The following is a 20,151-nucleotide window of genomic DNA, read 5'->3' as shown; positions in this document are numbered from 1 at the left end:
TCCTATTTAAGGGTTTTAATATACTCGATCAGAGCGTTGATTTCGTCGTCGGAAAGCTGTCCTTGGTAAGAAGGCATCGCAGGCGGATACCCTTTTACGACCTGAGCTGTCGGCTGTAGAATCGATTTACGGAGGTAATTCTCATCCGCGTTCGCTCCAGGACCCGCCTCGAATTCTCTCGCGCTTCCGAAAAGACCTTTGTAAGAGGGTCCGACCAGACGAGAACCGTCGATCGAGTGACATCCCGCACAAGCCTTTTCTGCGTAGAGTTTTTTACCGAGTTCGGCAGGTGGAACCTTAGAAAGATCCACGTTCCCTGCGGCGGCATACCATTTATCATACGTTTCGGAATCTACTACACGAATTGCGGAAAGCATATTCGAGTGAGAAGTTCCGCAGAACTCGGTACAATAAACTACAAAGTCTCCCTTTTCAGTCGGTGTAAACGTAAAGGTCGTATAACGTCCAGGAATCGCATCCATTTTGTTCCGGAAGGCTGGAACATAAAAGGAGTGAAGAACATCCTGAGAAGTCATTACGAGACGAACCGTTTTTCCAACGGGAACATAGATTCCGTTCGGTTGAAAGAGCGTGTTTAGTTTTTCAGTGGCATTCGGAGAAACAACGGTTACTCCGTTCGGATACTTGAAAGTCCACTGCCACTGTCTTGCAGTAACGTGAATTTCAATATCACCTTTATCATGCACTTTTCTGAGGTCCGCGAAAATCACCCAACCCCACCAGAAAATCACAATCATGATTACTAAGGGGATGAAGGACCAAAGAAATTCTGCCAATGTATTATGTGTAATATAGGCAGTCTTATCAGTGTCGGTCTTTCTCCTGTATTTAAAAATAAACCATGTCATTCCCCCGATGAGAATGACAAAGGAGATCAGACTGGACACGAGTAGAAAGAGATAGAGGTTATCTACATTCTTTGCTACTTCGGAAGCCTGAACCGGCATGAAACTTGTTGCCGTAATGAGGTTCAACCAGGTCATTTGTTTGAAGTTACTCCTTCCTAATGAGTTCGGAATTTCTGTTATGCCTGATCCAGAATGGGATCAAGAACGCCGCCAAAATAAGAAGAGTGAAGAAACCACCCAACTTCATCATATTATAAGCGTACAAAGTATATGTATTTTTTCCTGGGTCAAATTGAAAGCAAAAAAGGGCGAATTGATCGGTGAAATCCCCTATTTTACCGTCGGAAGCTTCTAAAAGAGAAAGTTTCAACGTTCTTTCATCAAAAGTGATTCCGTGAAGATAACGAGAAATCTTTCCGGAAGGAGTAATGACATAAGCAACGGAAGAATGAATCCATTGTTCATTCTCAGGATTCCATTTGTAAGTGAATCCCACCGACTGAGAAAGCGCAGTAATCTCTTTTTGATCTCCCGTAAGAAAATGCCAACCGCTTCCGTTGCCGCGAGCGTATTCTTTCAAATAAGAATTCTTCTTCGCCGCCGCTAACTCGGGAGTTTCTTTGGGATCAAAAGATACGGCAACGTATTCGAATTCATTTCCGACTTGCCAGGAAAGTTTTTTGAGAGTGTCCGTAATTCCGTTGAGATGAAAATTACAGAGCGTAGGACATTTGTAGTAAACAAGGGAAAGAAGAACGGGTTTGTCTTTTTTGAAGAAGGAACTCAGTAGGACGGACTTACCGGTTTCATCGCGAAACGTTAAGGAAAGATCCAGTTGGTTTCCTAACTTCTCCGTAACTCCGACTCCCTCCAGCTCTTTCGGTTTTTCATTTTTGTCGAACCGTGCGGAAGGATCGTAAGAATAAAGAGAAGCCGTTGAAAGGAAAAGTAAAATCCCCAGTATCGAGGAAGTTTTAAAAACCAAGGTTTAGCTCCTGGGATTTTCCCAGATATTATTTCGCCTGTGAAGTTCCAGGAAGATTGAGAGAGTGTTCTTTGACTCCCGGATGGAAAAAAGAAATATAGGTAAAGAAAACTAAATTTCCTACGAGAACGATTACGAAAGTCCAGAATCCTGGTTTATTATATCCATCTTTTTGTGCCATAGAAAAGGCTCCTGTATTTGATTCTCATTCTCTTAAAAGAAGAAAATCGGAAGATTCTAGGACAAGATCGGATGAATCTGTTTTTTTGGAAGTAATATTTAAATTTTACTTTCACATTGCCCTTAAGAACCATTTTTCGAGTATGGTAAATTCAGAACCTCTTTCGAGGTCTTAAGGAAAGAATGAACTCTAACTTGGACCTTTCTTCTAAATTTCGCCTATTCTATAAAATCTCACTGTTCCTGAGCATTCTCATTTTTTTAAATTTGCTCTACGGGCCCTTGGTGAGAGCGACCGGATCCGGGCTGGCGTGTCCCGATTGGCCGTTTTGTTTTGGAAAAATTTTTCCTACTTTCGACTTTCAAATCTTTATGGAAGTTTCTCATCGTTATTATTCCGGATTTTTGGGTTTGATTCTTCTTGGCCTTACGATCTGGACGTTTGCGGATAAAGTTCTCAGGAAAGAATTTGGAATTTATTTAGGACTTGCAGTCCTCCTTTTGATCTCGCAGATCAACCTGGGAAGACTAACCGTTACCTTGAAGTTGGATCCGACCTCGGTCAACTTGCATCTTCTCAATGCGATCGCATTCTTTCTTGTGATTCTCACCGTGTCGATCGACGCAAGAAGCAAATCACAAAGTCAAAAAGATTCTTTTCTTAAAGCGAATACTTTATTCAGAAAAGATAATGTTTTTCTTTTTCTTCTTTTGATCGGAATCGTGGTTCAAATTATCCTCGGCGGACGCGTTAGTTCTCATTACGCCGGCTTGGCTTGTCCGGATTTTCCGACTTGCTGGGGACAGTGGATCCCGGATCATCCTTTAGAGATCGTTAAAATACAAATCGTCCACCGATTCGGAGCGTATTCCGTTGCAATTCTTCTTGCAATCGCGCTCGGCTTTTCGATTTGGAAGAGATTCCCGACGACGAGCAAACGATTTCTTCAGATATCCATGTATCTTCTCCTCGCACAGATTATTTTAGGAATTTTGAATGTATTTTTCGGACTTCCAAAATTGGTGACCGCTCTTCACACTGGGTTTGCGGTGTTATTGCTCACTTTCTCGTATCTTTCTTTAATCTCCAGAGCGATCGTATTATCCGCGGAGACAGAACGGAGGCCTGAAAGATAATTTCAGGAATTAAAATCATGGCAAGCTCTACTTTCTTTTCCGATTGGAATCAAATGATCAAACCGAGGGTGACGACTCTCGTTTTGGCAACCATCATTCCCGGCTTGTATCTTGCAGGAAACCAATCTCCGTCCGGTTTCTTACTCGCAATTACCCTATTGGGAACGTTCCTTATGTCCTCTGCTTCGTTTATTTTCAACCAAGTAATTGAAAAGGACAGAGACGCGAAGATGAAACGAACTTCCAACCGGCCGATTCCAGCGGGAAGAATCGGTACGCTCCAAGCAACGTTAGTCGGCTTTGCGATGATGGGAGTTTCCTTTTATCTGCTTACCGTTTACGTGAATCTTTTAACCGCACTTTGCGCGTTTGCGGCCTTGGTTTCCTACGTCTTCTTATACACGATTCTTTTGAAACCAAGGACGCCGCAAAACATCGTAATCGGTGGAGTTGCCGGATGTGTGGGACCTTTGATCGGTTATGCGGCGATCGGCAATTCTCTTCCCATTCAGGCATGGATTCTTTTTTCCATGATCTTTCTTTGGACACCGGCGCACTTTTGGGCTCTTGCCATTTTTCTAAAAGATGATTATTCGGACGCGGACTTTCCGATGTTACCAGTTGTAAAAGGAATCGAACAAACAGCTCGGTCCATTTTCTTTTATACGATTCTTTATTCCGCATCCTGTATCGGTTTTTACTTTTTCGAACCTTCGATGGGATTTCTCTATTTGATCTCTTCCGTTTTTGTTTGTGTTTGGATGGGAATTCTTTCCTTTCGTTTGATGAAGAATCCGGAAAGACAAGCGGCTAGAAAATTCTTTTTCTTCTCCATCTTTCATCTGTTTTTGATCAACGCTATGATCGTAATCGATCACAGCCTTTGATCCGAAATAAAACTTATCGACTTAGTCTTTGAGAAAGATTTTTTCGTTCGAAAAACATGCAAAATCCTTAAAGCTTTTTTGAAAGTTTAAGAATTGAACTCGAGAATACTTTTGGAACCGGATTCGGTAAGAATTCTAAACTTTCCTCTAATCTGTTTCGTAAGAATCTGGATCAGTGTAAATCCCGCCGTCTTCGGTTTTAGCCAAACTTGAGAATCTTGAATTCCGGAGCCGTTGTCCACTACCTCTAAGAAATAAGCATTCCCTTCCTTTTTGAATGAGATTCCGATCGAACCTTTATCGGATGGAAACGCGTGTTTTAAGGAATTGGAAAGGAGTTCGCTAAAAATAATCGCGCAAGGAATCGCGCTTTCGATTCTTATAAAAACCTGCGAAGTTTCGTTCTCGATTTGGATCGATTCTTTACCGAGTTTATTCAATAGGTTTAAGGTGATCTTTTCGATCACTTCGGCGAAATCGATCTCGAAATAATTTTCCGATTTATAAAGATAATTATGAACTTCAGATATTGCTAATATTCTATTTTGAAAATCGGAAAGTATGATTTGCAAATTCCCTTTTTCCGAACTGCTATGCATTTCCAACAAACCGGAAATCACTTGTAAATTATTTCTAACTCGATGATGAATCTCTTGGATCAGTTCGTTCTTTTCCTGCAAAGATCCGTGAAGAGTTCTTACGGTTAGGATCGATATCACGGCGAACATTAAAAACAATCCGATTCTGTCAGCGACGTGAAGAACATCCTGACCTTTTTTTAAGTAGAACTCGTCGATGGCGATTAATAATAGACAGTAAATTGAAATCAAAATGGTTTTCTTAATATCGGAAAAATATAAGAAAATCATAATGAATATGTTCAGCACCTGAGTCTTTCCGACCGTATCTAAACCGATCGTAGGCGGCGGAAAAAACCATCCAAAGGTAACTGAAAAAACGCTCGCTATCAAAATGATTCTTATCGCGATTTCGATTTTTTTTCTCAACAGAAAAATCAAGGAGAAAACGGAGGCAACAGTCATCAGTAAAAAACCGAAACGTAAAAACTGTCCCTTTGCGAGCCATAGAAAAAAATAGGAGGATATGCTTAAAAGAATGAAGGAAACATTAAATACGAAAAAATGAAATGCTCGGCTTCTTGTCAGATAATCTCGATCTTTGTAAATTCCGCTGATCCACGAAGAGATTTTCATACCTTATTACCAAACGAAAAATTTCGAAGAATGAAGCCTCTTTATTCTACGAGAATAAAAAAAGCGCAATAGGAAAACTAGTTCTCTACGTTTAAAAAATCCCTTACCAATCGGAGAGTTCTTGATCCAATCTTTAAGAATGAAAAGCGGGCATTTTTTCAAATTCCATTGTAAAGATGGAAATTCGGTTTCAAGACGCCTTCGTTAACGGTAATGGACAGTATCATTCAAACGTTTTTAAGATCGATAGAATGGATGAAACTCTAAATTCGGAGAATAGAACTCAAATCGAAGAATGGAACGATTCAACGAATTAAAATTGATCGGCTCGATAAGAGGAAGGGGAACAGCCGAACCTCTCTTGAAAGAGTTTATGAAACGCGGATTTGGAATTAAATCCGGAAGAATAAAGGATCGAAAGTACGGACCGTTCCGGCTCTTCCTTAAGAAGTTTCGCCGCCTCTTCAAGACGAAACTGCGTGAGGTATTCTCGAAACGTTAACTGCAAACGAGTATTGAGAATTTCAGAGAGTTGGTGTGTGTGAATCTGGAGGAGATTTGAAAGTTTTACGAGGGTTAGATTTTCATCTAAGAACACCCTTTCGATTTTCATTAGGTCGTTTAAACGTTTCAGAATTAGGTCTACGTCCAAACCGGAAACTCTACTTTCCTTATAACGGGCTTCCCTAGATTCTTTTTGGAAGTTCTCGATTACGGAAGTTTGTGTCGCACTCATTAAAAAGATCGTCGAAATTAAGATCGTCAACGCATTCGCCGCGATCACGAACAAGGGCATATAAAAAATCTGCGCGATTAAAAATAAAAATAGAACCGTAAGTGTGGAAGCAAAGAGAAACAAAAAAGGAGAAAAAACTTCGCGAAGATTTTTTGCCGTTTCCTTTCTCCATCTCCAAACGTTCCAAAATAAGGTCGCAGGATAAAGAAAATTGGAAAGAGTTCCAAAGATTAGCAAAATAGGAACGAGGCCATGAGAAGGATCATCGGGGGCTTGGTTTTCCAAAAAGAATATTTTGCTTTCGTTATTCTCAAGATAAAATGGAAAAAGGATAACGAACACAAGGAAAAAAGGTAGAAAATGTAAGAGTTGGATATTCTTTTCTTTTGCTCCGCTCAACTTTTCAAAATAAAGATATGTGAGAGGCCCGATTAAAAAAATAAAAGGTACGTGAATTTCGGCAAACCAAGGAACGTTTTTTAATTCCTCTGATAATTCCAGATATAGATGTAACTGAACAATTCCGACGGAAACAAATAGAATCGAAGTGGAATTTTGATGTAACTGACGAAGCAAGAAGTTCTCTTTTCTTCCTTTCGACACGGTTTGATTTTCGCTTTTTAAATTCCTAAAATAAAATTCTTTTCCATTGTTTATAAAACTTGCGAGGGCGAGTAAAAAAGCAAGTCCGGAACCGAATGCTACGAAGATAAGCATAGAATGAGTGAAGTGAATCGTTATCTTCTGTCGATATTTTTTTCGATCGGAAAATTTTCGGTCCTTCCGTATCCGGACGGACGACTCTTCGGATAAGTTATGGCAGAATCAGGAGTATGAAACCAATTATTCCAAAAATTTTAACCCATAAGAAATCGAATTCAAAAAATATTCTTTTGATTCTCACTACTTTACTATTCGTAAAGACATTCTTTTTCGGATGTAAAAATACTTCGGAAAGAATCGCCGTATCTAATTCAGAAACGTTCGTTGAAGAAAAAATCGAAAAATTCCAACCTCGTTTTAATCGTTCGCGTCCGGTCATCGCTGTCATAGGAGAAAACAAATACACGGAGCTTTCGGATTTTGTCGTTCCCTACGGCGTTCTCAAAAGAGCGCAGATAGCGGATGTATTTGCGCTTGGAACAAATACCGGTGCGATGCAAATGTTTCCCGCTCTGGAGATTGAAATTCAAACATCCCTTTCCGACTTTGATCGTTCCTTTCCGGAAGGTGCGGATTTTGTAATTGTTCCCGCAGTTCACGATTCCGAAAATCTCCAACTAATCCAATGGATTCAATCGCAGGCTTCAAAAGGAGCCGTCATCGTAGGGATTTGTGACGGCGCTTGGCTCGTAGCGAATTCCGGCATCCTCAAAGGAAAGCGTGCGACAGGACACTGGTATTCGCTTAACAATTTGGAGAAGAAGTTTTCCGATACAAAATGGATTCGAAACCGTCATTATGTTGCGGATAAAAAAGTCATTACGACTACGGGAGTAACCGCATCGATTCCGATTTCCGTCGCACTCGTCGAAGCGATTGCCGGAAAGAAAAAAGCGGAAGAAATTGCAAAAGAATTCGGAGTGAATGATTGGGGAACCGGACATCAAACATCGAATTTCAAGTTTAAGAACGAACACTATTGGACTGCGGCAAAGAACTTTCTATCTTTCTGGTCTCATGAAACGATTGGAATAAAATTATTCGCGGGAATCGACGAGGTCACGTTAGCTTTGGTTGCGGATTCTTACGCTCGTACTTATAAAACGAATGTTGTTTCCGTTTCGGATGGAGGCAAAAGAATTCAGACTCGAGGAGGACTCACTTTGATTCCCGGAAATATATCCTCAAAAGAACACACGTTTGATCAAACAATTCATATTTCTAAAACTCAAACTTCCGTTTCTTCCCTGAACGAGGCGCTCACAAATATAGCCGTCCTTTATGGTCGAGCGACTTCAGCTTTCGTTGCGCTTCAGATTGAATATGAAATTCGGTGAGAGCCGAAAAATACATTCAATTTTTAAAATATAATTCCTCCACCACCATGCCCACCTCCTCCGTGACCACCGCCACTTCCTCCTCCGCTATGACCTCCTCCGCCTCCGCTTCCACCACCATGCCCGCCACCACTACTTCCTCTTCCACTACTCCCTCCCCCCGTTCTTGTGCTTGGAGATCGGGTGGAGGTACCCGAAGAGGATCGAGAAGTGCAATTGTTTTTACAGGCGTCGCAGAGTTCATAACAAATCAGAGAGACCGCTACGGATTGAGACGGAGTTTGACCGTTTAACGCGATGAGTAAGCACGTGGAAAGCTGTCGATCACATCCATTTTCGCAATGTGCGGTATCGACATTACAATCTCCAAAAAAAAGAAGGCAAATGAACTGTAAGAGGTAACGTAATCGTTTCATGGTCTTTTACCGGCGCCTGCCTGCAAAAGAATCTCCTGAACTATTTTAGAATCTTCTAATGTAGATTCCGTCCAAGCGTTATGTCCTTGGGCGCTCGTTGCATGAACGTCGGCGCCCGATTTGATTAGAAGTTTGACGATTTCGGGATAACGATTCGTGGCGGCCATCATCAAAGCGGTATGACCGTCCCTTGTTCTAGCGTTTACATCGGCTCCGTTTCGAATCAAATATTCGGCAATTAAATATTCTCCTTCGCGAGCCGCGACCATCAAAGGTGTGAAATTTCTGAAAAAAGGATCTCTCTGATTGATTCCCTGTCCGCTTTGAAGAGCATTCTCCAAACCCTGAAGATCCCCTTTGTAAACATAATCAGTAGGACTTAAGATATAAGGCGCGTTCCGTTCCTGCGGAAGAATACAACCCGCTAACACGAGCAAAACGGACGTAATACTTAAGAGCACATATCGTTGTTTGGAAAATAAGATTCTTCCAAATTGTAGAGATAGGCATTGAAACCGATTCATAACTTTTTTCCTCAAATGTGCTCTAAGAATACTCGTTTTTGAATTTAGAACAATAGGTAGGCACAGCAACTACGGCAATTACCTATGCGTGATTTGCTCTTTAGTGGTTTTTACCTAAGAATAATACGAGAACTTTTATCCGGCTTGACTCGTAAATCAAAGGAATTCTTACTTTCCAATACATTCAAAATCTTTCCTGAAATTTGTTGATCGAATTCGAGTGAATCAAAGGATTTGAATCTAAGATCGGAAAGGTAAAGTTGGAAGCGATTCTTTTTAGAAGGTAAAAATGAGACTCTGGTTTCCTCAAGAAAAACGGTTCTACTTTTTTTCAATTTATGTTTTTCTAATTTTACTTTGGATTCTCGAAGAAATTTTAGTTTTTGCTTTCGATATAAATTGGATCGAAAGATCCCAAGCTTTTTTTACGACGATGGAGATCGCGGTAGGTATTCTTTCCATCATCGGCGTTTTTTTTCTATTTCAAGAAATCAGACACACTCAATCGGAAATAGAATCGGCAAAAGTCGCGATCGAAGGTCTCAAAAGTAAAAACCAACTTCTGATACACACGAATCAATCCTTCTGGGAATCCTTACAAAGGCAATTGGAAGAATGGGACCTTTCCGATAAGGAAAAGGAAATCGCTGTATTGCTTCTGAGAGGAATGTCCAATCATCAGATCGCCGCTATTCGCGGAAAAAGTCTGAAAACAATCGAAAATCAAACGTTTTCCATTTATCAAAAATCCGGAACGACCGGAAAATTAGAATTCATCGCATATTTTATTTCCCCTCTTCTTCCCGAAGAAGATTGAGAAACACTCCACGAATTCAAATCGGATCTTTGGAACATCTCTTCTGAATAAATTCGCATTCATCCGAAATATTAATTAAAAACTTCTTTCCAAAAATCTAAAACAAGAATTCGGTCCAAAAAACTTACAAATTTCGAATCTCATTTATACATTACATTCCCAACAAGAGATAGATCACGACCGGTGTGATATCGAAATCCATTGTTTATTTTCTAAGAAAGGGAAAATGTATTACTCTTCTGAATTTATTCCTAAAGATTTCGGCGGTTTAAATGGAAAAATAACCTATCAATAAATTCTTATCTTCCTGCCGATTTCGAGCCGATTGATTTCGTTACGAGTTTTTTAGTCAAAACGTTCGGTTCGTTTTCTCATGGGGCTGCTTTCATTTTTTGATCTAAAGTGAAAATTATTGCGAGATTATAATTTAAGGAAAGAATACGAACTGTAGAAAAGAAGGAGGGAAAACGGAAGAGGTATTCCACAAATTTTGGCGGTAAAGGAAGGTCCGAATCCATTCCTATTCGGATTAATTTTTGTCCTTGAAAGACTCGCAAAACTCGTATTAGAGTCTGAGTTCTTTTTGAAAAAGGATATAAATTCTTACAAATGTTAGCCTCAACAAATTGAAATCGTCGGAAATAAATTGGCGGCAATTCAGGCTTGACATTTCAGATTTTTTAGCGATCTTAGGGTTCCGTCCTTTTCAAATAGTTTCAAAGGTTGCGAGAATATGTTTAGAGCTTTTAAGAACATTCTTTTTTTCTTATCCGTCCTTGGTTGTTTTTCACTCAGCGCTCAAAAAAACAATACAATCAATTTCGATTCCGAACTCTATGCGCAAATTGTTCGGCAAAGCGGTTACCAATACAAAGCGATTCTAAAATCCAGAAAAGTCTTGAAAGACCACAATCAATGGAAAAAACCGATCGATGCCGCATTTCGAAAGCTTGCGGATTCTTCCGGAAATCCTTCCTTTCCGATCGTGTATAACGTCATCCAAGACAATACCTTCAATGCCTTTGCGATGGCAGGTGGACAGTTTTGCATCAATTCGGGAACGCTCGACATTCTGGACCAGGTTATTACGAATTCGGAATCCGATGCAAAGGAAAAGATGAATTTTTATCGCGAACGATACATCGCAGGCGTCTTATCCCACGAACTATCACATTATTATAATAAACATACGTTTAATTCCGTAAAAAAATTCTATCAACTCAAGGAAAATCCTACGGGTGAAGCGGTTCTGGATAATCTAAAATTCTCCCAAGAACAGGAAGTGGATGCTGACCAAACCGGATTTCAGCTTTTAAATAAAGCCGGTTACGGTGGCGAGTATATGATTCGTACTTTGGAGTTAATGAGCGATATCGATAATCAGTATAAGGAATATATCGTAAGCAAAAAATTAGACAAGGTAAGTCCGGAGTCGATGACCTCGCTTTATTTTACGAGCCATCCTTCACCTAACGATCGTCTTTCCCGTTTTAGCGGAGATAAGCAAGAACTCTATTCGATGCTCGCAACTTTGGAGAAAACGTACGACGATATTCAATTTGGGAAGAATCTAGATCAGGCAAAAACAAACCTTGAAAAGGCGCTTTCCAAATTCCCCGGGAACACTCATTTAGAAAAATCTTATGCAGTTTGCCTTCACAAAATTTGGATGGCAAGTGCCAGCAATGACGATCTCAAACTAAAGCCAGTGATCGACATGCCTTCCTTTCGGGATTCTATGGTTTTTCCAGGCGGGCTTCGCAAAAGGGCAGTTATGCGAACGATTCCCGGAAATCAAGCCGCTTACGAAAAAGCAAAAGAAGCTTATCAAAAGGTCATCTTAAAAACCGATGACCCGTATTTTATTTCAAACTACGCAGTGCTCTTATCCTATTCCAACGAGGATAAAGACATGAACGTTGCAAAGTCCCTCGCCGGAAACACGGTTCGGGCCGAGAATTCGATTCCACTTGCGAATAATCTTGGGATCGTGTTTTACTGGACGGACGATCAAGAGAAGTCTTTAGAAGTTTTTAAATCCGTTGCCTCCATGGTCGACAAACGAGTTCAATCTTTCGGAGAAAAAGCAAAGACCAATCCGGAGATTCAAGCCTATCTACAGGGAATCGGAAATTCGATTCGTCAGAAAACGCAACTTGATCCGGATTACGTCTATGAGAACTTTACACCGATTCTCAATTATGTTCTTCTAGAATCCTATAAAGCGAAGACTCCGCAGACGAAACAACTCGCGATGTATTATTTGGAGAATTATGATTCTTCTTCCGGATGGGCGAAACACCTTGCCGAGTTTCACGGAATTTCTCTTCCAGATCCTTCTCAAAATCCGAAACAAAATGTCTTTAAGGTGGGAGGCGTCGGTCCAGGAGATAAATTGGAGGACTTATTAAAACTCTGGGGAAAACCGGATAGAATCCAAGTGGATAAAAGTTCGGGAAGTGAGTTTTATATTTATAACAAAAAAGAAACTTCTTTTCTTCTTAGCATCGGATCGGTTCTCCAAGTCAACGCTTATGGTGACAATAGCCCTGGAATTGATAAAGGAGTTTCGATCGGGTCGGATCGTGGAGCGGCGGAAAGAGTTTTCGGAAAACAATTCCAAAAAAACGGCCCCTACTTAGGATATACGCAAAACGGAAACGCATTTGTGAAATATCGAAAAAACAGAGTCGATCAAATCATTCTTCAATAAAGAAATTTTTGACCAGAATTCTCAGTGAAGAAAAACGAGGCATTTCTCCGAGTTAACTCTTTTGCTCGGAGAATCTTAAATTCTTCTGAAATCGGTCGGCTTTTTTTGATTCGATTTATTTTTCAAGAATCAGGAAGATCTCGATAATCCAAAACCTGAAAAAAATCGATCGGATCGCATTTTAAGGATCGTTTTATTCGATGATTCAGGATATCGATATGAAATGTATATCTGTAAGTCCTGTGGAATGTTGGACCTCCCGCATTCATAATATTCACGATCGAATCCCCGACGCCCAACTCATCCAGTTCCAAAAGAAAATGAAAGAGAAAACAACGAGAAACTCCGTGAACCTGGGCTAACAAACCCAGGAGCGCCCAGCTCTTCCTACTTACTCGAACATTGATTCTCTGCATTTCTCCTTTTCTTGGACTGGGTTGGTATAAAGTTTTCTCCGCTTTATTTCCTATTCGTTTTATTGAAGTAAGATATTTTGCATATCTTTCCAAAAGAAGAGGAATTCTCTTCGAAAGATTCCTCCTTTCCTTTTCACTCAATCGGAGTAAGGTTTTTTTCGGAACGAGTAAGGTTACCACATCTGTTCGCTTTTCCTGGAGGGTAGTATGAAGTTCATGATCGGAGTTTAAAAGTAATATTCCCATACTAAGAACGGTTCCCGAATTCGCCTTTGAGGAATGTTCTTGAAAAAATAAATCATAAAAAGAATATTTTTTTCGAGATTTCAAATCGAAAAATTTGCTTACTCAACTATCGAATTAAACCCCGTTTCAAAAAACCGATCAGAGAAGACTAATGAAATATAGAATTCAACTCATACAAGATGATATCACGAAACTTAAAGTGGATGCGATCGTAAACGCGGCCAACAATTCTTTGTTAGGCGGTGGAGGAGTCGACGGAGCGATCCACAGCGCGGGAGGTCCGGCAATATTGGAAGAATGTTATAAAATCAGAAACCGACAAGGAGAATGTAAGACCGGAGAGGCCGTAATTACCACTGCCGGAAAACTTCCCGCGAAATTCGTGATCCATGCTGTAGGTCCGATCTGGTATGGAGGAAAGAAGAATGAAGATCAACTATTAGAAAACGCTTATACGAATAGCCTTCGTTTAGCCAAAGAAAACTCGATTCTTACGATCGCCTTCCCGAATATAAGCACTGGAATTTATAATTTTCCAAAAGAAAGGGCGGGCAAAATTGCGGTTCATTCAGTTCTCGATTTCTTAAAAAAAGATACCACGCTTGAAAAAGTATTCTTCGTTTGTTTTGATTCCGAAAATTTTAGAATTTACGAAGCACTGCTACCAATTTAGATTCTTTATAAAATTTGAAGAGAAATCATCAATTTGTTAGCGAATTTCAGCCTTTTCGAGAGAGTTTAAACAGAACATTCGTTCTGTTTTAGAACAATTCTACTGCCGGTCGCTCGAAAAAAACCTTTCCTCCCCGCATAGCTGTTTTAAACAGGTTCTATTCCATTGAAAATCCAAGAATTGGTATAGTTTCATGAGAGAGATAAAAACAGTAACAGTATTAGGCGCTAACGGTACTATGGGCGCCGGGTCAGCAGCAATCGTTGCCTCCTTCGGGAAGGCAAAAGTCCACATGCTTGCAAGGGACATAAGCAAAGCGAAAGAAGGTATTGAGAAAGCAATCGGTTCAGTGAAGACAGATACGATCCGCCCAAGACTCATTCCCGGTTCTTACGATGCAGATCTTGAAAAAGCAGTAGCCGAATCCGACTGGGTCTTTGAACTCGTTGCGGAAAGTTATGAAGTAAAAGAACCGATCAACAAAAGAATCGCGAGCTCCAGAAGACCTGGCACTATCGTTTCTACTGTTTCTTCCGGACTTTCTATTGAAAGACTTTCAAAGGCATTCGATGAAGACGGACAAAAGCACTATTTTGGAACTCACTTCTTCAACCCTCCATATAAAATGATTCTTTGTGAACTCGTTTCGCACAAAGGATCGGATAAAAAAGTTCTCAAACAACTCGGAGAATATCTGGATAAGGTTCTTGGCCGCGCGGTCGTTTACACAAACGATACTCCTGCGTTTGCAGGAAATAGAATCGGATTTCAGCTCATCAACGAAGTAGCCCAAATTGCGGAGAAATATTCCGATAAAGGCGGGATCGCTCTTATGGACGCGATCATGAGCGGTTATACCGGAAGAGCGATGGCTCCTTTGGATACAGCGGATTTCGTAGGTCTGGACGTTCACAAAGCGATCGTGGACAACCTCTACGAAATGACAAAAGATGCGGCTCATTCTACTTTTAAAATGCCGGGTTATTTTCAGAAGCTTATCGATAAAGGTGATTTAGGAAGAAAAGCAGGTGGCGGACTTTATAAGATGTCCAAAACTCCGGACGGAAAGAAAGAGAAGTTAGTCTATAATATAGGCGCTGATCTTTACGAACCTCTTCCTAAGTTTGATATCGAATTCATTCGTCAGGCGAACAGAAGAATTTCCGAAGCGGATTACATCGGCGCTATGAATATCGTAAAGGAAGCGAAAGGTTTTGAAGCGGACCTCGCGAGATACTTCATCGCAAGATACGTAAGTTATTCTCTTTCTATCGTAGGAGAAGTCGTAGACACAAAAGAAATGGCGGACCTCGCAATGGGAACCGGATTCAACTGGGCTCCTGCGTCTGCGTTCGTCGATTTCTTAGGCGGACCTAAGGATACGATTCAATTGATCGAAAAAGCAAAACTTCCGGTTCCTGAGGTATTGGCAAAAGCGAAACCGGGGAAACCGTTTTACGAGCTGAAGGAAAAACTTGACGCTCGATCACTTTTTAAAGGATAATTAGTAAGGCAGGTATCACCATGAGCGAGAAAATTTACATCCTCGGCGGGGAACAGACCGATTTTCAAAGAAACTGGACCAAGGAAGGAAAGACCTTCATGTCCTTGATGCGCGAGGCCGTCCAAGACGGTTTAGCCGCAGTGGGAATCACACCCGATGAACTCAAAAAACTAAATAAACAAAATCGAATCGGAATTTTCGTAGGAAACTTCGATGCGGAGCAATATGCAACTCAAGGTCACTTAGGAGCATTTTTAACCGAAGTCGATCCTGCTTTCTACGGAATTCCAGGTGGACGTTTTGAAGCGGCATGTGCTTCCGGCTCCATCGCTCTCGATGCGGCGGCCACAAAAATCCGCGCGAAAGACTACGACGTTGCCATCGTTCTCGGAATCGAGATCATGAAAACCGTAAGTTCTTCCGTAGGTGGAGACTTTTTAGGAACTGCCGCTTATTACGAAAAAGAAGCGAAAGGAGTTCAATTTCCTTTCCCAAAACTTTTCGGAAAACTCGCGGACGTAATTTTGGAAAGATACAAACTTCCGGAACAAAGATTCATGGGAGCACTTGCTGAAATTTCAAGAATCAACTACGACAACGCGAAGAGAAATCCGAAAGCACAAACTCGTTCTTGGTTTATGAACAAAGAACACGCTAACGCAAGAGGTGGAGAATACAATATGGCAGTGGGAGGAAGACTCTGCATTACCGATTGTTCTCAAGTGACCGACGGCGCGGCGATGGTAGTACTCGCTAACAAATCTTATACGGAAGAATACGCGAAAAAAAGAGGAAAGAAGATCAACACGATCCCAAGACTGAAAGGTTGGGGACACAGAGTTGCGCCAATCACTTTTGACGCGAAGGTCGCAGAATCCAAAGGGGACAAATACATTCTCCCTTGGACAAGACAAACCGTAAAAGACGCTTACGATAGAGCCGAACTCGGAGTAAAAGACATCGATGTTTTTGAAACTCACGACTGCTTCACTTCATCCGAATATGCGGCGATCTCAGCTTTTGGTATCACGCAACCAGGAAAAGAACACGAAGCAATCGAAGACGGCGTGATTGACATCAACGGGAAAAAACCAATCAACCCGTCCGGCGGACTCATCGGAGTTGGACACCCAGTCGGTGCATCCGGAGTTCGGATGATGCTCGATCTTTACAAACAAGTCACTGGAACAGCCGGAAACTATCAGGTAGAAGGCGCTAAGAACGGATTGATGTTGAACATCGGTGGATCCGCAACAACGAACGTGGTTTTCATCGTAGGAAAATAAGAATGAGCTTAAAGACTGCAAAAGACTGGAATCAATTTCTTTTAAGGCTTTTTATCGCCTTTGGTTTTTGGGAAGTGATCTCCGTACCTCTTCGCAGTCTTTTGTTTTCTCGCTTTTACTACGACCCTGCCTATAAATCTTTCTTCCAATCTGTGGGAATGATTTTATGGGTAGGGCCTATCGTTGCAGACCTGATCCAAGTTTTCTTTTTGGGAATTCTGATTCGTCTCTCTAAAGAATCTTTGCCAAGTGGAATCGTTGGCGGATTGATTGTGGCGGTTTGTTTTTCATTGGCGGCTTACGTTGGGCCAGCAATTTCTGTTTTGAATTTTATAAACGTTCTTCCGAATATGATCGTTTGGCTTTGGGTATTCTCGCAATTTCTTCTTACACTCATTTCTTCTTTGATTCTGACTTACTCAGCTGAAGAAGATCTCTGAGACATTCTAAGTTCTAAACCTTTTTCTCTTCCAATTTTTTTTTAGATTCGATCGATTCTCCCCTTCGGAAAAAAAGGGGGGAGAATTTTTATTATCATTTCCTCTTTATTAAAGAATTCTCCCCGTCTTGAGTTCCGACAGGAGACCGCTTTGAAACAAAAAAGGCCCCACCCTTGTTGGGTGGTGGAGGCGGGACGGCGGGAAAAAATCGGAAGTTTTCCTTTATCACAGAATTGGACTTTGAACAAACCCAATTTTTTTCTCTCAGTGTGGGAACTCCCGCAAAACTGAAATCTGTTATTCATTACCCGCTTCTTTTTTTCAGTAGATTCTCCAGTCGAAAGAACGATACTTTGTCGGAAAAAACTTCGTTAAAAAGAAAGGACAAACTGTTCTTAAAACGAACGTTCAAAAAGGAGAATACTGATGAACCGGATTCTAAAATACATTCTTGGAAGTCTTTTCAGTCTAATCGTTCTTCTCTTCTTCCTCTACTTCACTTTTTCTAGACCCAATGAAATCTTAGAATTCAACGATCCTTATCATCAAGATCGCCCTCTTGCAGAAGGATCAAAAATGATGGTAGCATCCGGTCACCCTCTCGCGACAAAAGTAGCGCTGGAAATTTTAGAAAAAGGAGGAAACGCGGCCGACGCGGGAATTGCCGCCTTACTCGTGTTAAACGTTACACAAGGCGAAGAAGCCTCTTTTCCCGGAGTTGCTCCCTTACTCTTTTACGATTCGAAAACGCAGAAAGTGGAAAGTTATATCGGCGCGGGAAAGGCACCTTCCAAAGCTACGATCGAATACTTTCAATCCAGGGGACACAAATACATTCCAACTTTGAAATATAGTTCTCAGTTGATTCCCGCTTCCCCCGACGTAATTGTCGCGCTTCTAAAAAAATACGGGACGATGAGTTTCACAGAGGTCAGCGCTCCGGCGATCAAAATTGCGGAAGAAGGCTTCCCCGTTCACCGTATTCTGATGCGGAATCTAAATATCAATATTTTCAAACGATTCGGATTTTCCATTCTTCTTCCATACAATGCAGAAGTTTACTTGGATAAGAAATGGTGGAAACCACTCTATCAGAACGAGCGTTTCCGACGTCCTGCGCTCGGAAAAACGTTACGCGAAATTGCGAAAGTAGAATCCGAAACCTTCCGCTTGAATCCGGATCGGAACAAGGCTCTAGACGCGGTTCGAAAATATTTCTACGAAGGTCCGATCGTGGATCGAATCATCCAGGCTCATGATGCAAACGATGGAACAATGGTAAGATCGGACTTTACGACCTATTCCGGCGGTTGGGAAGAGCCGCTTCAAGGAAACTACGGGCCTTATACGATCTTCTCCAATCAGACTTGGAACCAGGGAGCTGTGGTCCCAATTGCACTTCAAATTTTAGACGGAATCGATTTAAAATCGATGGGTCACAATTCTCCAAAATACATACATACTGTTGCGCAAGCGATTGAACTCGCAATGGCGGATCGAGAAAAATATTTCGGTGATCCGGCCTTTGTAGATGTTCCCCTGGAAGGACTTCTAAGCAAAGAATATGCGAGCGAGAGAAGAAAACTTTTGCAACCCACCGCATTCGGTAAAACCCCTCCCTTCGGAAATCCTGTCGTTTATCAAAAGAAGAATGTTTCAAACTCACTCGATTCTCAAAGAAAAAAGAAAAATTTTTTGCGGAATCAAAATGATTCTCCTATCGATCAAAATCAACTTTCAATAGAGAATACCTCGGATTCTTCTAATCTCAACACTTCGGTATTACGACGTATGATCGGAAAACTGAATTCTTTTGAAACGCCTCTTGCATTCCATTCTTCCGTCGAAGATCGGCAACTTTCTCTTTGGGAAAAAACCGGAAAAATCGGACGGGATACGACTTATCTCAGCATCATCGATCCCAAAGGAAATTCCCTCTCTTTAACTCCGAGCGACTTTCCACAATCGCCGATGATCGAAGGAGATATCACTTTGGGAATTCGAATGACTCAGTTTCGATTGGATCCAAACCATCCTTCCGCACTTCTTCCCGGGAAACGACCGACGATAACTCCGAACGCTTCGATGGTTTTTAAAGATGGTAAATTTTTGATGAGTTTCGGTACTCCCGGCGGCGACATGCAAACTCAGGCAACTATACAAGTTTTTTTGAATATGTTTGTTTTCGGTATGAATCCTCAAGCCGCAGTCAATGCTCCTCGTTTTCGTTCCCTAAATTGGCCGGACGCTTTTTCACCTCATGCCTATTATCCGGGTCGTTTAGAATTGGAAAAAGAAATCGATATGAATCATGGAAAAGCGTTAAAAGAATTGGGATACGACGTGATTGGACGCGATGCCTGGGAATACGATTTCGCCGCTCCTTGTATTTCGCTGAAAGATCCGAAAACGGGAAAACTCTACGGAGGAGCCGATCCAAGAAAAGAATCCTGGGCGGAAGGGAGATAGCGGACAAAGGAAAAAGCAGGCGTTTTCGAAAAATCTAAGGAAAGTATAAGTTCCCACAAATTACGTCTTTTCTTCGTTGCGAAATTTTTACTAAAATGGGCAACGCTACCTTCAAGCGTGTGCCCACAATTTCTCGTTTTAGAAAAGAATGTATGAAGTTCCTTCATTTAGAATCTATTGCAAAGAGCCTCTGATCTAAGTCGATTGCAAGCAATCTAACCCTCTTGATTTTGAATCTGAAAATGCTTTAGATCTTCCTCTAAGATTTTTCTGATTCTTGGCGGAATGGGAATCGTAGCCTTTGTCTTGTGATCAAAGGTGACTTGAACGGTCTTCGCCACCGCGAATACTTCCTTTGTATTGGATTCTAAAATAACGGATTGAAAATCCCAAGAGCTATTTCCGATACGAATTACAGAAGTTTGGACTTCGACGACATGATTCATTTCGATGGATTTTTTAAGATCGATTTCGATTCTCGCGAGAATAAAAGGAACTTCGAAGACATCCTTTACGTCGAAACGACGACGACAATAATCCACTCTTCCGATTTCCAAATAGGAAACGAATACGGAATTGCTTACGTGAGCAAACGGATCCATGTCCATCCATCTCGTCTGAATCGGGGTGGAAATCATA

19 protein-coding genes are annotated in these 20,151 nt (G+C 41.2%); 10 read left to right on the top strand and 9 right to left on the bottom strand.

Annotated features, from left to right (window positions below):
- Nucleotides 1-2: 2 nt before the first annotated feature.
- From coxB to DLM75_RS24400, 3 genes are read right to left on the bottom strand one after another with little or no spacing between them, the layout of a single operon-like run.
- Nucleotides 3-1,004: a cytochrome c oxidase subunit II gene (gene coxB / locus DLM75_RS03950; protein ID WP_174715068.1), complete on the bottom strand. Its 1,002-nt coding sequence runs from the start codon at nucleotides 1,002-1,004 to the stop codon at nucleotides 3-5.
- Between the two features lie 10 nt (nucleotides 1,005-1,014).
- Nucleotides 1,015-1,854, bottom strand: a complete 840-nt coding sequence (locus DLM75_RS03945; protein WP_118967198.1) for an SCO family protein — start codon at nucleotides 1,852-1,854, stop codon at nucleotides 1,015-1,017.
- 28 nt (nucleotides 1,855-1,882) lie between these two features.
- Nucleotides 1,883-2,035, bottom strand: coding sequence for a hypothetical protein (locus DLM75_RS24400; protein WP_167731727.1), 153 nt, complete (start codon nucleotides 2,033-2,035; stop codon nucleotides 1,883-1,885).
- A gap of 182 nt (nucleotides 2,036-2,217) precedes the next feature.
- Between DLM75_RS24400 and DLM75_RS03940 the strand changes: the two genes are divergently transcribed.
- Both DLM75_RS03940 and cyoE read left to right on the top strand, forming a co-directional pair.
- Nucleotides 2,218-3,171 (top strand): COX15/CtaA family protein, encoded by a 954-nt coding sequence (locus tag DLM75_RS03940; RefSeq protein WP_118967197.1) that lies wholly within the window; start codon nucleotides 2,218-2,220, stop codon nucleotides 3,169-3,171.
- Between the two features lie 17 nt (nucleotides 3,172-3,188).
- A complete protein-coding gene (gene cyoE, locus DLM75_RS03935) occupies nucleotides 3,189-4,058 on the top strand; it encodes a heme o synthase (protein ID WP_118967196.1) in 870 nt (289 codons plus the stop codon).
- Between the two features lie 86 nt (nucleotides 4,059-4,144).
- Here the strand turns inward: cyoE and DLM75_RS03930 are convergent, their stop codons facing one another.
- Both DLM75_RS03930 and DLM75_RS03925 read right to left on the bottom strand, forming a co-directional pair.
- Nucleotides 4,145-5,272 carry a sensor histidine kinase gene (locus DLM75_RS03930; RefSeq protein WP_118967195.1) on the bottom strand — a complete coding sequence of 376 codons (1,128 nt, stop codon included), beginning with the start codon at nucleotides 5,270-5,272 and terminating at the stop codon, nucleotides 4,145-4,147.
- 313 nt (nucleotides 5,273-5,585) lie between these two features.
- Nucleotides 5,586-6,725, bottom strand: coding sequence for an AraC family transcriptional regulator (locus DLM75_RS03925; RefSeq protein WP_118967194.1), 1,140 nt, complete (start codon nucleotides 6,723-6,725; stop codon nucleotides 5,586-5,588).
- Nucleotides 6,726-6,841: 116 nt separating this feature from the next.
- Here DLM75_RS03925 and DLM75_RS03920 point away from each other — a divergent pair, with 116 nt between their 5' ends.
- Nucleotides 6,842-8,008: a DJ-1/PfpI family protein gene (locus DLM75_RS03920; RefSeq protein WP_118967193.1), complete on the top strand. Its 1,167-nt coding sequence runs from the start codon at nucleotides 6,842-6,844 to the stop codon at nucleotides 8,006-8,008.
- Between the two features lie 23 nt (nucleotides 8,009-8,031).
- Here DLM75_RS03920 and DLM75_RS03915 read toward each other — a convergent pair whose 3' ends face one another.
- Together DLM75_RS03915 and DLM75_RS03910 are read right to left on the bottom strand one after the other, a co-directional pair.
- A complete protein-coding gene (locus DLM75_RS03915; RefSeq protein WP_167731726.1) occupies nucleotides 8,032-8,424 on the bottom strand; it encodes a hypothetical protein in 393 nt (130 codons plus the stop codon).
- Nucleotides 8,421-8,948 carry an ankyrin repeat domain-containing protein gene (locus tag DLM75_RS03910; protein ID WP_118967192.1) on the bottom strand — a complete coding sequence of 176 codons (528 nt, stop codon included), beginning with the start codon at nucleotides 8,946-8,948 and terminating at the stop codon, nucleotides 8,421-8,423. The genes DLM75_RS03915 and DLM75_RS03910 overlap by 4 nt, the downstream gene beginning before the upstream one ends.
- A 289-nt stretch (nucleotides 8,949-9,237) precedes the next feature.
- On the opposite strand from DLM75_RS03910, the gene DLM75_RS03905 reads away from it, so the two are divergent.
- Both DLM75_RS03905 and DLM75_RS03895 read left to right on the top strand, forming a co-directional pair.
- A complete protein-coding gene (locus tag DLM75_RS03905; protein WP_069608835.1) occupies nucleotides 9,238-9,765 on the top strand; it encodes a helix-turn-helix transcriptional regulator in 528 nt (175 codons plus the stop codon).
- A 733-nt stretch (nucleotides 9,766-10,498) separates the two neighbouring features.
- Complete coding sequence (locus tag DLM75_RS03895; protein WP_118967190.1) at nucleotides 10,499-12,478, top strand: M48 family metallopeptidase; 1,980 nt, start codon at nucleotides 10,499-10,501, stop codon at nucleotides 12,476-12,478.
- Nucleotides 12,479-12,600: 122 nt separating this feature from the next.
- Here the strand turns inward: DLM75_RS03895 and DLM75_RS03890 are convergent, their stop codons facing one another.
- On the bottom strand, nucleotides 12,601-13,140 hold the full coding sequence (locus DLM75_RS03890; RefSeq protein WP_118967971.1) for a DUF1564 domain-containing protein: 540 nt from the start codon (nucleotides 13,138-13,140) through the stop codon (nucleotides 12,601-12,603).
- A 151-nt stretch (nucleotides 13,141-13,291) separates the two neighbouring features.
- On the opposite strand from DLM75_RS03890, the gene DLM75_RS03885 reads away from it, so the two are divergent.
- From DLM75_RS03885 to DLM75_RS03860, 5 genes are all read left to right on the top strand, one after another.
- Nucleotides 13,292-13,813 carry an O-acetyl-ADP-ribose deacetylase gene (locus DLM75_RS03885; RefSeq protein ID WP_118967189.1) on the top strand — a complete coding sequence of 174 codons (522 nt, stop codon included), beginning with the start codon at nucleotides 13,292-13,294 and terminating at the stop codon, nucleotides 13,811-13,813.
- Between the two features lie 193 nt (nucleotides 13,814-14,006).
- Nucleotides 14,007-15,317, top strand: coding sequence for a 3-hydroxyacyl-CoA dehydrogenase family protein (locus DLM75_RS03880; protein WP_100784696.1), 1,311 nt, complete (start codon nucleotides 14,007-14,009; stop codon nucleotides 15,315-15,317).
- Nucleotides 15,318-15,337: 20 nt separating this feature from the next.
- Nucleotides 15,338-16,603, top strand: a complete 1,266-nt coding sequence (locus DLM75_RS03875) for an acetyl-CoA acetyltransferase (RefSeq protein ID WP_118967188.1) — start codon at nucleotides 15,338-15,340, stop codon at nucleotides 16,601-16,603.
- Between the two features lie 2 nt (nucleotides 16,604-16,605).
- The gene (locus tag DLM75_RS03870; protein WP_118967187.1) at nucleotides 16,606-17,043 is read left to right on the top strand and encodes a hypothetical protein; all 438 of its coding nucleotides are present in this window, start codon (nucleotides 16,606-16,608) and stop codon (nucleotides 17,041-17,043) included.
- A 426-nt stretch (nucleotides 17,044-17,469) separates the two neighbouring features.
- A complete protein-coding gene (locus tag DLM75_RS03860; protein WP_118967185.1) occupies nucleotides 17,470-19,512 on the top strand; it encodes a gamma-glutamyltransferase family protein in 2,043 nt (680 codons plus the stop codon).
- Nucleotides 19,513-19,727: 215 nt separating this feature from the next.
- Here the strand turns inward: DLM75_RS03860 and DLM75_RS03855 are convergent, their stop codons facing one another.
- Entirely contained in the window at nucleotides 19,728-20,150 is a 423-nt protein-coding gene (locus tag DLM75_RS03855) for an acyl-CoA thioesterase (RefSeq protein WP_118967184.1), read from the bottom strand.
- Nucleotide 20,151 lies beyond the last annotated feature (1 nt).

This window comes from Leptospira stimsonii (genome assembly GCF_003545885.1).
Lineage (GTDB): Bacteria > Spirochaetota > Leptospiria > Leptospirales > Leptospiraceae > Leptospira > Leptospira stimsonii.
This window is presented reverse-complemented; position numbering and strand designations above follow the sequence as displayed.